The sequence below is a fragment of the Pseudorhodoplanes sp. genome (assembly GCF_059499825.1).
Genome location: NZ_JCABZI010000005.1, coordinates 407,129 through 419,422, shown reverse-complemented (window position 1 = coordinate 419,422; position 12,294 = coordinate 407,129). Strand labels below are relative to the sequence as shown.

The following is a 12,294-nucleotide window of genomic DNA, read 5'->3' as shown; positions in this document are numbered from 1 at the left end:
TTTGTCGCGGTCGCCCTTTGGCGTAGCGGGGTTCAGCCAGCGATTGCTTGACGGAAAGGACGATCATTTACAATATCAAGTGATATTTCACGCGTCTTTTCGGGAGATGGCTGTGCTGTTGAAGATCGCGCTGGCTGCCGCAATATCCATATACGCGACGATGGCTTCGGCGCAGGGGACGTGGCCGACGCGTCCCGTGCAACTGGTCGTGCCGCTTGCTGCGGGCGGGACCGCGGACGGTGTGGCCCGCGTCGTCGCGGAAAAGCTGTCCGATCTCTGGGGGCAACGTGTCTATGTGGAGAACAAGCCCGGCGGCAATACGATCATCGGGACCGACGCGGTCGCGAAAGCGGCGCCGGATGGCTATACACTCGGGCTTGGGGTCATCACGTCCCACGCCGCCAATCAGTTTGTGTTCGACAAGTTGCCGTATGACCCCGAGCACGGCTTCGCTTCGATCACGCTGCTGGCCAAGAGCCCGATCTTCTTGATTGTCCATCCGTCGGTGCCGGCGACCAACGTCAAGGAATTCGTTGAATACGCGAAAGCCAATCCGGACAAACTATCGTTTGCGACGACCGGCCACGGTTCGTCGTTTCACCTCGCGACCGAGCAACTCGTCCAGCATACCGGCATCAAGATGGTCCATGTCCCCTACAAGGGCATGGGCGCGGCCATGATAGATCTGCTGTCGGGAAACGTGCAGGTCGCGCTCGATGTCTCGAGCCTGGCTCAGGTGCGCGAGGGCAAGTTGAAGGCGCTCGGTGTCGTCGGCGCGGAGCGGTTTGCAGGCGCCCCGGAGATCGCGTCGTTTAAGGAGCAGGGCTTTCCAGATATTGAGGCAATCACCTGGTTGAGCCTACACGCCCCGGCCGGTCTGCCCGCCGACCTTCAGAAGAAGATCAGTGACGACGTGAACAAGGTGCTACAGATGCCGGATGTGCGCGAACGCATGCTCAAGATGAGCTATATCGCGGCCGGTGGCACTCCGGCCGAACTCGACGCGTTCCTCGTCGCCGAACGCAAGAAGATTCAGGCCATTGTCGAGAAGGCGGGAATCAAGATCAAGAACTGAGGCCAAAAACCGGAAGCGGCGCAGCGGGTATCCGGGGCGCCGATGATCGGAACCGGTCGCGCGGAACGGGCTCCCCGCTTATTTCTTCGCGGCGTCTTCCTTGATGAAGCCCGAAAACTTCTTCTGGAACCGCGACAGGCGGCCGCCGCGGTCGAGAAGCTGCTGGCTTCCGCCGGTCCAGGCCGGATGCGACTTCGGGTCGATATCGAGCGCCATGGTGTCGCCGTCCTTGCCCCAGGTGGAGCGGGTGACGAACTCGGTGCCGTCGGTCATCTTGACCTTGATGGTGTGATAATTCGGGTGAATGTCGGGCTTCATGATGGGCTCCCGCGCGCGCTTGGGCCGCGCCAGTCGGATCTGCGGATTGATGAAAATTCGCCGGGTCTATAACGCAAGCCTCGCCCCGGCACAAGTTGCACGTTTGTGGCTTGCGGGGGCCTCCCGCACGCGGCATTCAGGGGCCCGACGAGACCGGAGACCGGGCGGATGGCCCTAGTGGCAGACAGCGAAAAGGCGGCGGGCGCGACCCGGGCGGCACGGGGCCGTACCACCCTGAAGCCGCTGCGGCTGCTGATCCCTTACCTGTTTAAGTACCGTGTTCGTGCATTGTTCGCCTGCGCGGCGCTGCTGACCGCGGCGCTGGCGACGCTCGCGGTCCCGGTCGCGGTCCGACGCATGATCGATCACGGATTCAGCGGCGAGCGCTCGCTGATCGACAATTATTTCACGGTGATGATCGGCGTGGTGTTCGTGCTCGCGTTGGCGAGTGCGTGCCGGTACTACCTCGTCACCACCCTTGGCGAGCGCATCGTGTCGGACCTGCGCGAAGAGGTGTTCGGCCATCTCACACGGTTGTCGCCGTCCTTCTTCGACCGCTCACAGACCGGCGAGATGATGTCGCGGCTCACCGCGGACACCACCCAGATCAAGGCCGCGGTCGGCGCTTCGGTCTCGGTCGCGCTGCGCAATCTGGTGCTGTTTCTCGGCGCCGGCACCATGATGGTGATCACCAGCCCGAAACTGTCGCTGTTCGTGCTGGCGGTGATCCCGGTGATCGTGCTGCCGCTTGTCGCGTTCGGGCGAGCAGTGCGGCAGCGCTCGCGGCTGGCGCAGGACTCGCTCGCCAACGCCTCGGCCTATGCGGCGGAAACCATCGGTTCGATCCGCACGCTACAGGCCTTCACCAGCGAGAGCTATGCCGCCAGGCGCTTCGGTGCGGCGGTGGAAGCGGCCTTTCAGGCGGCGCGGCAATCGACGCTGGCGCGCTCGATCCTCACGGCGATTGCGATCTTCCTGATTTTCGCAAGCGTCGTGGTCGTGTTGTGGGTCGGCGCCATGGATGTGCTCGCCGGCGAGATGACGCCGGGACGGCTGAGCCAGTTCGTGTTGTATGCGGTGTTCGCCGCGGGTGGCCTCGGCGAACTCAGCCAGGTCTGGGGCGAAGTGCAGCAGGCCTCCGGTGCTGCCGAGCGGCTGTTCGAAATCCTGAACGTCAAGCCGGACGTCAAGGTGCCGGCCAATCCGGTGAAGATTTCCGACAAGGCGCGAGCCGAAGTCACGTTCGACAATGTGATCTTCTTCTACCCGACGCGGCCGGAGCAGCCTGCACTCGACGGCGTGTCATTCCGGGTACCGCCGGGCGAGAAAGTCGCGATCGTCGGCCCCTCGGGTGCCGGCAAGAGTACGATCTTCCATCTGATCCTGCGCTTCTACGATCCGTCGTCCGGACGCGTGAGCTTCGATGGGGTGAATGTAGCGCAGGTAGATCCGCTGGATTTGCGCCGCCATATCGCTCTGGTGCCGCAGGAATCCGCGATCTTCGCCGCGTCGGTGCGCGAGAACATCGCTTTCGGCAAGCCCGATGCGAGCGATGCCGAGGTCGAGCGTGCTGCCGAGATGGCGGCGGCGACCGAATTCATCCGAAAGCTGCCGCAGGGCTTTGCGACCCTGATCGGCGAGCGCGGGGTGACGCTGTCGGGCGGGCAGCGCCAGCGCATTGCGATTGCGCGCGCGATCCTGCGCGATGCACCGCTTCTGTTGCTCGACGAGGCGACGTCGTCGCTGGATGCCGAAAGCGAGACGCTGGTGCAAAAGGCGCTGGCGCATTCGATGGAAGGGCGGACCACGCTGGTGATCGCACACCGGCTCGCGACCGTGCTCTCGTGCGACCGGATTCTGGTGCTGGAGGACGGAAAGATCGTGGAGCAGGGGACGCACGAACAGCTTGTCGGCGCAGGTGGGCTGTATGCGCGGCTGGCGCGGCTGCAGTTCGGATTGACCTGACGCACCGCTTGCGCGGTCAGGGCTCCGGAAAATCCTGACCCGGCCGCCACGTCATCATGTAGACCGGCGCGCCGGACCTGCGGTTCACGTCTTCGCCCGCGATGACGAAACCGCATTTCTGGTAGAATTCGAGCGCGCGCACATTGTCCTTGTTGACGTGCAGATAGAGGCCTTCACGCCCGATATGCTTGGCCGCGTCGATCAGCGCCTTGCCGACGCCGAGATGCTGCACTTCGGGCGCGACGGCGATCTGGTCGAGATAGCCGGTGCGCTGCGACACCGCGACGAAGCCGGCCAGATGGTCCGGCGCCGCGTCGTATTCGGCGATCACGACTTTTGAATCCTGCGTGAGGTCGGCCCAGTGTTCGCGAAACCAGTCCACGCGCTGGGAGAAGTCGATCTGCGGATATGTCTGCTGCCAGCTGCGTTGCCAGAGCGCCAGAGCCGGTTGTTCGTCGGCCGGCTGATAGGGCCGCAGCTTGACCGTCTGGTGCGGCATGGATCGTCCGTCCCCCCATTTATTTCAGCGGACGACGTTAGCGCTCGGTCAGTTTGAGCTCAATCCTGCGGTTGCGGCGAAACGCCTCTTCGGTCTTGTCCGCATCGAGCGGCTGGAATTCACCGAAGCCGGCGGCGACCAGGCGCTGCGGCGAGATGCCGCGCGAAATCATGTACTGCACGACCGCGATCGCGCGCGCCGACGACAGCTCCCAGTTGGAGGGGAATTGCACATTGGCGATCGGCCGGATGTCGGTATGGCCGTCCACCCGCATCACCCAGGGAATGTCGGGCGGAATCTGCTTTTCCAGCTCGATCAAAGCGGTGGCGATCTTGTCGATTTCCGTGCGGCCTTCCGGCTTCAAGACCGCCTGACCCGGATCGAAGAACACCTCCGACTGAAAAACGAAACGATCGCCGACGATCCGCACGTCAGGACGGCTGCCGAGGATTTGCCGCAGCCGGCCGAAGAAGTCGGAGCGATAGCGCTGCAATTCCTGCACGCGTTGCGCCAGCGCAAGGTTCAGCCGCTGGCCGAGATCGGCGATCTTGCTCTGGGAATCGCGATCGCGCTTCTCCGCAACTTCGAGCGCCGCCTCGATCGCACCGAGCTGGCGGCGCAACGCCGCGATCTGCTGGTTCAGGATTTCCACCTGCGCCAGCGCCCGCGCCACGCTCTGCTTCTCGAGGTCGAGAGCGGCGGCGAGTTCGTTCGCCCGGCCCTGCGCGGCGGCCGCTCCGCCCGCGCCCTCGGCCAGCCCTCGCAGCCGGTCGCGCTCCTGTTCGGTTGCAGACAGATTCGATTTGACCGTGCCGAGAAGCGCTTCGAGGTCCGCCCGGCCCGACCGCTCCAGCGCCAGCAGGTCGGTAAGCTGGGCAATCTGCGCGGTCAGCCGCTGCAGCGCCGTGTCCTTTCCCGTCACCTCCTGGGAGAGATAGAACTGCACCACGGCGAAGATCGACAGCAGGAAGATGATGCCGAGCAGAAGCGTCGACAATGCGTCGACAAAGCCTGGCCAGTAATCGACGCCGCGATCCCTGCGGCCACGCGACAGTGCCATGACGTCAAGTCTTTTCGCGTGCCAGCACTTCCAGCACCTTGCGGATTTCCTGGTTCTGCTCGGCCTGCGAATCCGCCCAGTCGCGGATCATCTGCTGCTCGGTGCGCATGTGATGCACGAGGCCCTGGATCGCCTCGGCGAGGTTTGCCATGGCGGCGGTCGCGGCCTTGTTGCCGCCGCCCTCCGACACGGTCTCGCGCAGCCGCTCCATCACGGCTTTCATGTCGCCCGACACCGGCGCCGATCCGGCAGACATGGGCTCGACGCTGATGTCGTGCACCGTGGTCGACAGCCAGTCTTCGAGGTTGGTGTAGAAGCGGTTCTGCGCCTGGCTCATCTGCAGGTCGAGGAAGCCGAGGATGAGCGAGCCGGCGAGACCGAACAGCGAGGACGAGAACGCGATGCCCATGCCGCCGAGCGGCGCCGCAAGTCCCTCGCGCAAGGTTTCGAACACCGAGGCCGAGTCGCCTCCGGGCTTCAGCGTATCCACCACCTTGCCGACCGAACCGACGGTCTCGATCAGGCCCCAGAAGGTGCCGAGCAGGCCGAGGAAGATGAGCAGGCCGGTCAGGTAGCGCGACAGGTCGCGGGCCTCGTCGAGCCTCATGGCGATCGAATCGAGGATGCCGCGCATCATCTGGGTCGAGATTGCCATGCGGCCAAGCCGGTCGCCGAGCAGCGCCGCCATCGGCGCCAGCAAGGTCGGGGGCCGCTCGACCGCTATCCCCGGATCGGCCAGCCGGAAGCTGTTGACCCAGGCAACCTCGGGAAACAGCCGCAGCACCTGCCGGAACGACAGCAGGATGCCGATCACCAGCACGCCGATTATCAGTCCGTTCAGGCCCGGATTGGCCATGAAGGCACCGAGGATCTGCCGGTACAGAACCACCCCGACCAGCGCGCAGAGCACCAGAAATACCAGCATCCGCACAAGAAAAATGCGGGGGGAGGAGAGCTTGTTGGGATCGTATTTGCGAGCCATCGCTGGCAAGCCTTTCAATGACAAAGCGTGCCTTCAATATGGCACAGGCGCGGCGAAATAGAACCTGCTGGGCGCCGGATCGGCGTGGTGACGACTGAAACGGTTTGAAATCCGGCCCGTATCTCGGGAAGATCGGGCCCAAAAACGACGCGCGGAAGGCCTTACGGTTCCATTATGACATTCGCATTGTTCATTCTTTCGGTCGCGGTGATTGCGCTGGCGCTGTCGGTGATCATGTCGGGCGCCTGGCTGATTCGTCAGCGGACCGGCAATTCCGGATGGGTGGACACGGTCTGGACCTTCGGGCTCGGGCTGGTGGGGATCGGCGCCGCGCTGATGCTGCCACCGCACAATTTTCCGCCACGCGAGATGGTGGTCGCGGTGCTGGTGGCGCTGTGGGCCGCGCGGCTGGGCATGTATATCGCCGCGCGCACCACCAAGATTTCCGACGATCCGCGCTACGCCAAGCTTGCGGCGGACTGGGGGGAGGCTGCGCCGCGCCGCATGTTTTTCTTCCTGCAGCAGCAGGCCTTCGGCTCCGTGCCGCTGGCGCTCTCGGTCTATCTGGCCGCCAAGAATCCGGCGCCGACGATGCGTGTGCAGGACTATATCGGCATCGCCATCGTCCTGATCGCCGTGATCGGCGAGGCGCTGGCCGACGGTCAGTTGCGGCGGTTCAAGGCCGATCCCGCCAACCGCGGAAAGATCCTCGACAGCGGCCTGTGGGCATGGTCGCGGCATCCGAACTACTTCTTTCAATGGTTCGGTTGGCTGGCCTGGCCGGTGATCGCGATCGATCTGTCCGGCGGCTATCTCTACGGCTGGCTCGCACTGATGGGTCCGGCGGTCATGTATTGGGTGCTGCGTTACGCGACCGGTGTGCCTCATCTGGAGGCACATATGGAGCGCACGCGGGGCGCCGCCTTCGCCGATTACCAGCGCCGCACCAGCCTGTTCTTTCTGTCACCGCCGAGATCGTGAGGGGAGGGCCGCATGGGGCTGATTTCCGCAGCATCCAGGATTGTCGAGCGGGTTCCGGTGCCGGACCCGCTGACTCGCGCCGGCATCGACTTTCTGTGCGGCCGGACGGCGCGGTCGTTGTCGCGCAGCGATGCGGATGCGGAGCGTCTGTTTGCACGCGAGATGGCGGCACGCCCGATCGCAATCAACACGCAGGAAGCAAACGCGCAGCATTACGAAGTGCCGGCGGATTTCTTCGGCCTCGTATTGGGACCGCATCGCAAATATTCCTGCTGCTATTACGACAGCAAGACCGCGACGCTGGCCGATGCCGAGGAACGCGCGCTGCAGCTGACCGTCGAACATGCCGACCTGCACGACGGCCAGGACATTCTCGAACTCGGCTGCGGCTGGGGCTCGCTGTCGCTGTTCATGGCGCAGCTTTATCCGAAGGCGCGGATCACCGCGGTTTCGAATTCGCAGTCGCAGCGCGAATTCATCGAGGCCGAGGCGCAGTTGCGTCAGATCCGCAATCTGCGGGTCGTGACCTGCGACATGAACGCGTTTTCGCCGGAACAGACTTTCGACCGCGTGGTCTCGGTCGAAATGTTCGAGCACATGTCGAATTGGCGCTCGCTGTTCGAGCGCGTGCGCTCATGGATGAAGCCGGACGGCCGTTTCTTCATGCATGTGTTCAGTCACCGCCGTGTGCCTTACCGGTACGAAGTGTCCGACGAGGCCGACTGGATCGCGCAGTATTTCTTCACCGGCGGCATCATGCCGAGCCACAATCTTCCGCGGCATTTTTCCGATCTGTTCGAGGTCGAACAGGACTGGCTCTGGGACGGCACGCATTACGAGCGCACGGCGCTGGACTGGCTTTCGAATTTCGACGCGAGGCGGGGCGAGATCGAGCCGGTTCTGCGAACCGTCTACGGCCAGGATTCAGCGCTTTGGGCGAAGCGCTGGCGCATCTTCTTCCTCGCCACGGCTGGTATGTTCGGCCATGCGGGCGGCAAGGAATGGGGCGTCAGCCATTACCGGATGCGGGCGGTCTGAACCTTGGAGCGTTGACGCGTTTTCTTGACGCGAACCGGTACCCACTGCGCTCGAAAGGGCTCCAAGCTCAGCCTACGGTCGCCGACTTCTTCAGCAGCGTCAGCAAGTCCTTCAGCAGCGTCTCGTTGCCGGCGACGATATTGCCCTTGGCAAACATCGCGTCATGGCCGTCGCAATCGGTGACATAGCCGCCGGCTTCGCGCACCAGCAGGATGCCTGCCGCCATGTCCCAGGACTGGAGATTGCGTTCCCAGTAGATGTCGAAGCGGCCGGCCGCGATATAGGCGAGGTCGAGCGCGGCCGAGCCGAAGCGGCGCAGGCCCGCGACCTGCTCCTGTACGGCGGCGAATTCGGTGCGGAATTCCGCGAGGCCGCCGCGTCCGCGATGTGGCAGCCCGCACGCGACCACCGCGTCCTCCATCGTGCGGCGCCCGGCGACGCGCAGGCGCTGATCGTTCACGAATGCGCCCTTGCCCCGTTCGGCAACGAACATTTCGTCGGAGACCGGATTGTAGACCAGCGCGGCGACCATCGTGCCTTCGCGCTCGAGCCCGATCGAGATCGCGAAATGCGGAATGCCGTGCAGGAAGTTGGTGGTGCCGTCGAGCGGGTCGACGTACCAGGTATGGCTCTTGTCCGGACCGTCGATGCGTCCGCCTTCCTCGCCGACAAAGCTGTAGCCCGGGCGCGCGGTCATCAATTCGTCGCGCAGCGTCTGTTCGGCCTTGCGGTCGGCAGCGGTGACGAAATTCGCCGGTCCCTTGACCGAGACCTGCAGCTTTTCGACTTCGCCGAAATCGCGATTGAGCTGCCGCGCGGCCTTGCGGGCGGCTTTCATCATCACGTTGAGGAGCGCGGAGTGTTGCATGATGCTTCCTTATCCCGCCCGATGGGGGAGGGATAAAACTCAATCCGCCCGGCGAACGTAGGTGACTTCGTTGGTGTCGACCACGATCTTCTCACCCGCGGTGATGAAGGGCGGCACCATAACGCGCAGGCCATTTTCGAGTTTGGCCGGCTTGTAGGATGAGGATGCGGTCTGCCCTTTGACAACGGGATCGGCTTCGACGATCTCGAGCGTGACGTAGTCGGGCAGCTTGATGCTGATCGGGCGCTCGTCGTGCAGTTCGAGCGTCACCGTCATGCCGTCCTGCAGGAAGGCGGCGCGCTCGCCGACGAAATCCTCGTGCAGTTCGGTCTGCTCGTAGGAGTCGTTGTCCATGAAGACGAGGCTCTCGCCTTCGCGGTACAGGAACTGGAAATCCTTCTGCTCGAGGCGCGCGCGCTCGACCCGTTCGTCGGAGCCGAACCGGTTGTTGAGCTTGCGTCCGTCGATCAGGTTTTTCAGTTCGACCTGGTTATAGGCCGGGCCCTTGCCGGGCTTGACCGCCATGGTTTTGACAGCGACCCAGAGCGTGTCCTGGTACTCGATGACATAGCCAGGACGGATTTCGTTGCCATTGATCTTGGCCATGAGGCGTTCCGTGATTTCAGGAATATCGGCGCCATGTGCCCGTCGGCTTGGCCGCCGTCAAGAGCGTGAATTGGCGATGATGAACAGCCAGGGGTCGGCCTCCTTCCGCGCCGCGGCACGGACCTCGTCGGATTGCTTGGCCATGTACTCGTCCAGCCATGGATCGCTGGCGCCGGCCGCCTTGGACACGATGTGCCATTTGACGGCTTCCTTGGGGTCCTCCGGCAGGCCGCGTCCGGTGGCGAGGATACGTGCCAGCCGGTTCTGGGCCACCGGAGCGCCGCGCCGGGCCGCCTTGCGCAGCAATTGGGCGGCGGTGGCCTCGTCCTTGGTGATGCCCGTGCCGTTATGCAGGGCGATCGCGAATTCGACCTGGGCATCGAGGTGGTCGGCCAGCGCCGCGAGCGAGAGCAGGCGGGTCGCTTCCTTGTCGTCCTTCGGAACGCCGCGGCCTTCCTTGTGCATCGTGGCGAGGGCGTATTGGGCCTCGCGATTGCCGGCCGCCGCAGCCTGACGAAACAGCTCGGCGGCGCGGGCGAAGTCGCGCGGAAACTGCATGCCTTCGAGATAGAACAGGCCGAGATTATAGGCCGCGTTCGCCTGTCCGAGCTTGGCGGCGCTTGCGAACAGCTTTGCCGCCGCGTCGCGGTCCCTGGGGCCGCCGCGGCCAGCCAGCCGCATCATCGCCAGCGAAAACATCGCTTCGCGGTCGCCGCGTTCGGCAGCCTTGCCGTACCACTCGACCGCCTTCGCATCGTCCTGCCCGACGCCGAGCCCGCCGCCATACAGGACGCCGATCAGCGTCATGGCCTTGGGGTCGCCGTTGGCTTCGACCCGCTTCTGCGCCTCCGCCATAGCGGACAGGTAATAGCCGCGCTGAAACTGGGCATAGGCCACGTCGCCCGGATCCTGCGGGGCGGCATTCGGAGCCGGCTCGGGCAGGGGCGGCGACGGGTTGGCCTTCTTTGCCGCCGCGTGAGCCGGGACAGCCAGGAGCGACAACGAGATTGCGAGTACGATGTGGATCGGCGCCTTCACGTCGCGACCTCCGCGACTGACAGGCGCGCAGAGGCCTCCGCGACCGCGGCGGCCACGCCGCGTGGGTCCGAGAACACCGCATCGCCCACGGCGATAAAGTCGGCACCCGCATCGACCAGCGGCGCAATCTCCTCGAGCGCGGTGGCATAGGCGACGCAGGGCACCTCGAAGAGATCGGCCCACCAGGTGACGCGCTCGATCAGCGCATCGAGCGATGGCCGCTCATTGTCGCCAAACATCACATAGTCGGCGCCGTGCTCCGCCGCGATCATGGCGTCATGTCGGGTTTCTAGACCACCAATGCCCGCGATCCGGTCGGGCTTCAGCGCTGCCGCGGCATCCTGGAATGCGGCAAGCCCGTTCAGGTGCGCGCCGTCCGCGCCGCTGCGGGCGACAATCCGCGGATGGCCGTCGAGGATCAGGGCCGCCTCGGCCCGCTGCACGACGGGGCCGATCTCCTTCACGCGGTTGATCAGCGAGCGCTCATCCTCGTCGGGAAGCCGCATCAGCACGGCTGCGATATCGGCGGAATCGAGCGCGCCGAGCAGGTCGAGCCGGAGCTGCGCGGCATCGGCCGCGGCCGGCGTGACCAGATAGAGGCGCGGCCGAGGGCGCCTGAGCTCGGTTGGTCGGGGCGGTGCCATCCGGTTACCCGATGTGACCGCAATCGGGCGGCAGTTTGACGGGGAGCGTCGCAACCTCGTTCATCCCCGCGAAAGCGGCAAATCCGGCGCAATCGGCCGGATTTCCGCGTCCGCGAGGAGGAGCGGACATTACGCTATGCTGCCTTCTTTTCCAGATCCTGCTTCCACTGACCGAGCGAGGCGAGGCCGTTCATCATCGCGCGATGAGTGAAGGCGCGCTGCGCCGCCGCGACATTCTCCGTCTTGCCGCTCCAGGCCTTCTGCGGCGCGGCCTGCAGCGCCCGGCCGTAGGAGAAGGTGAGCTTCCACGGCAAGCCGCCAATCTTGTTCATGGCGTCGAGATGGGCGGTCGCTTCCTCGTCAGACTGGCCTCCGGACAGGAAGGCGATGCCTGGCACCGCGCCCGGCACGCAATTCTTCAGGAGCTTCACGGTCTTTTCCGCGACCTCCTGCACCGAGGCCTTCTTCGCACTCTTCTTGCCCGGCACCGCCATGTTCGGCTTCAGCACGATGCCTTCCAGTGCCACTTTCTGATAATAGAGCTGCTGGAAGGTCTCCTTCAGCACGAACTCGGTCACCTCGTAGCAGCGATCGATATCGTGGCTGCCGTCCATCAGCACTTCCGGCTCCACGATCGGCACGATCTGCGCGTCCTGGCAGAGCGCCGCATAGCGCGCGAGCGCATGCGCGTTGGCGCTGATACAGGCGTAGCTCGGAATGCCTTCGCCGATGTCGATCACCGCGCGCCATTTCGCGAAGCGCGCGCCCTGCTCGTAGTATTTCGCGAGCCGGTCCGCGAGCCGGTCAAGACCAACGGTGACGAGTTCGCCGGGGCAATTGGGCAGCGGCTTGGTGCCCTCGTCGACCTTGATGCCAGGAATGGCGCCGGCCTTCTTGATGAGATCGACCAGCGGCGTGCCGTCCTTGGCCTTCTGCCAGATGGTCTCGTCGTAGAGGATGACGCCGGAAATGTGCTTCGACATCGCTTCCGACGTACGGAACATCAGCTCGCGATAGTCGCGGCGATTGTCCTCGGTGTTTTCGGTGCCGATCGCGTCGAAGCGCTTCTTGATGGTGCCGGTGGATTCGTCGGCCGCCAGGATGCCCTTGCCGGGCGCGACCATGGCTTCGGCGACCTTGTTCAGTTCAGCGAGGTTCATCGGTTGCTCCGTTCGCAGGCCGGAAAAACCGGCAGAATTCGACGGTCTTTTACATCCTCT

13 protein-coding genes are annotated in these 12,294 nt (G+C 64.4%); 4 read left to right on the top strand and 9 right to left on the bottom strand.

Annotated elements, in window-relative coordinates; translation table 11 throughout:
- Nucleotides 1-112 precede the first annotated feature (112 nt).
- On the top strand, nucleotides 113-1,075 hold the full coding sequence (locus AC5I5I_RS09175; protein WP_495972118.1) for a Bug family tripartite tricarboxylate transporter substrate binding protein: 963 nt from the start codon (nucleotides 113-115) through the stop codon (nucleotides 1,073-1,075).
- Nucleotides 1,076-1,153: 78 nt separating this feature from the next.
- Here the strand turns inward: AC5I5I_RS09175 and rpmE are convergent, their stop codons facing one another.
- Nucleotides 1,154-1,393, bottom strand: coding sequence for a 50S ribosomal protein L31 (gene rpmE, locus AC5I5I_RS09170; protein WP_495972116.1), 240 nt, complete (start codon nucleotides 1,391-1,393; stop codon nucleotides 1,154-1,156).
- Between the two features lie 168 nt (nucleotides 1,394-1,561).
- Here rpmE and AC5I5I_RS09165 point away from each other — a divergent pair, with 168 nt between their 5' ends.
- A complete protein-coding gene (locus tag AC5I5I_RS09165) occupies nucleotides 1,562-3,358 on the top strand; it encodes an ABC transporter transmembrane domain-containing protein (RefSeq protein ID WP_495972114.1) in 1,797 nt (598 codons plus the stop codon).
- Nucleotides 3,359-3,374: 16 nt separating this feature from the next.
- Here AC5I5I_RS09165 and AC5I5I_RS09160 read toward each other — a convergent pair whose 3' ends face one another.
- The 3 genes from AC5I5I_RS09160 to AC5I5I_RS09150 are packed head-to-tail and all read right to left on the bottom strand — an operon-like array spanning nucleotide 3,375 to nucleotide 5,899.
- On the bottom strand, nucleotides 3,375-3,857 hold the full coding sequence (locus AC5I5I_RS09160) for a GNAT family N-acetyltransferase (protein WP_495972112.1): 483 nt from the start codon (nucleotides 3,855-3,857) through the stop codon (nucleotides 3,375-3,377).
- A gap of 37 nt (nucleotides 3,858-3,894) precedes the next feature.
- A complete protein-coding gene (locus AC5I5I_RS09155) occupies nucleotides 3,895-4,917 on the bottom strand; it encodes a peptidoglycan -binding protein (protein WP_495972110.1) in 1,023 nt (340 codons plus the stop codon).
- 4 nt (nucleotides 4,918-4,921) lie between these two features.
- On the bottom strand, nucleotides 4,922-5,899 hold the full coding sequence (locus AC5I5I_RS09150) for a flagellar motor protein MotA (protein ID WP_495972108.1): 978 nt from the start codon (nucleotides 5,897-5,899) through the stop codon (nucleotides 4,922-4,924).
- Nucleotides 5,900-6,073: 174 nt separating this feature from the next.
- On the opposite strand from AC5I5I_RS09150, the gene AC5I5I_RS09145 reads away from it, so the two are divergent.
- Together AC5I5I_RS09145 and AC5I5I_RS09140 are read left to right on the top strand one after the other, a co-directional pair.
- On the top strand, nucleotides 6,074-6,880 hold the full coding sequence (locus tag AC5I5I_RS09145) for a DUF1295 domain-containing protein (RefSeq protein ID WP_495972106.1): 807 nt from the start codon (nucleotides 6,074-6,076) through the stop codon (nucleotides 6,878-6,880).
- 12 nt (nucleotides 6,881-6,892) lie between these two features.
- Nucleotides 6,893-7,918, top strand: a complete 1,026-nt coding sequence (locus AC5I5I_RS09140) for an SAM-dependent methyltransferase (protein ID WP_495972104.1) — start codon at nucleotides 6,893-6,895, stop codon at nucleotides 7,916-7,918.
- Nucleotides 7,919-7,985: 67 nt separating this feature from the next.
- Here the strand turns inward: AC5I5I_RS09140 and AC5I5I_RS09135 are convergent, their stop codons facing one another.
- The 5 genes from AC5I5I_RS09135 to AC5I5I_RS09115 all read right to left on the bottom strand — a co-directional run bounded on the left by AC5I5I_RS09135 (nucleotide 7,986) and on the right by AC5I5I_RS09115 (nucleotide 12,234).
- Nucleotides 7,986-8,786 (bottom strand): inositol monophosphatase family protein, encoded by an 801-nt coding sequence (locus AC5I5I_RS09135; RefSeq protein WP_495972102.1) that lies wholly within the window; start codon nucleotides 8,784-8,786, stop codon nucleotides 7,986-7,988.
- A 39-nt stretch (nucleotides 8,787-8,825) separates the two neighbouring features.
- The gene (gene efp, locus AC5I5I_RS09130) at nucleotides 8,826-9,392 is read right to left on the bottom strand and encodes an elongation factor P (RefSeq protein ID WP_495972100.1); all 567 of its coding nucleotides are present in this window, start codon (nucleotides 9,390-9,392) and stop codon (nucleotides 8,826-8,828) included.
- A gap of 57 nt (nucleotides 9,393-9,449) precedes the next feature.
- A complete protein-coding gene (locus AC5I5I_RS09125) occupies nucleotides 9,450-10,430 on the bottom strand; it encodes a tetratricopeptide repeat protein (protein WP_495972098.1) in 981 nt (326 codons plus the stop codon).
- Entirely contained in the window at nucleotides 10,427-11,074 is a 648-nt protein-coding gene (locus AC5I5I_RS09120; protein ID WP_495972096.1) for a thiamine phosphate synthase, read from the bottom strand. Before AC5I5I_RS09120 ends, AC5I5I_RS09125 begins: the two co-directional genes overlap by 4 nt.
- Nucleotides 11,075-11,208: 134 nt before the next feature.
- A complete protein-coding gene (locus AC5I5I_RS09115) occupies nucleotides 11,209-12,234 on the bottom strand; it encodes a class I fructose-bisphosphate aldolase (RefSeq protein WP_495972094.1) in 1,026 nt (341 codons plus the stop codon).
- Nucleotides 12,235-12,294: the final 60 nt, after the last annotated feature.

Bases quoted from the DNA above. Each gene is read 5' to 3' on its own strand.
- AC5I5I_RS09140 (WP_495972104.1), top strand. From the start codon at position 6,893: ATGGGGCTGATTTCCGCAGCATCCAGGATTGTCGAGCGGGTTCCGGTG.
- rpmE (WP_495972116.1), bottom strand. From the start codon at position 1,393: ATGAAGCCCGACATTCACCCGAATTATCACACCATCAAGGTCAAGATG.
- AC5I5I_RS09115 (WP_495972094.1), bottom strand. From the start codon at position 12,234: ATGAACCTCGCTGAACTGAACAAGGTCGCCGAAGCCATGGTCGCGCCC.
- AC5I5I_RS09150 (WP_495972108.1), bottom strand. From the start codon at position 5,899: ATGGCTCGCAAATACGATCCCAACAAGCTCTCCTCCCCCCGCATTTTT.
- AC5I5I_RS09145 (WP_495972106.1), top strand. From the start codon at position 6,074: ATGACATTCGCATTGTTCATTCTTTCGGTCGCGGTGATTGCGCTGGCG.
- AC5I5I_RS09155 (WP_495972110.1), bottom strand. From the start codon at position 4,917: ATGGCACTGTCGCGTGGCCGCAGGGATCGCGGCGTCGATTACTGGCCA.
- AC5I5I_RS09160 (WP_495972112.1), bottom strand. From the start codon at position 3,857: ATGCCGCACCAGACGGTCAAGCTGCGGCCCTATCAGCCGGCCGACGAA.
- efp (WP_495972100.1), bottom strand. From the start codon at position 9,392: ATGGCCAAGATCAATGGCAACGAAATCCGTCCTGGCTATGTCATCGAG.
- AC5I5I_RS09135 (WP_495972102.1), bottom strand. From the start codon at position 8,786: ATGCAACACTCCGCGCTCCTCAACGTGATGATGAAAGCCGCCCGCAAG.
- AC5I5I_RS09120 (WP_495972096.1), bottom strand. From the start codon at position 11,074: ATGGCACCGCCCCGACCAACCGAGCTCAGGCGCCCTCGGCCGCGCCTC.
- AC5I5I_RS09165 (WP_495972114.1), top strand. From the start codon at position 1,562: ATGGCCCTAGTGGCAGACAGCGAAAAGGCGGCGGGCGCGACCCGGGCG.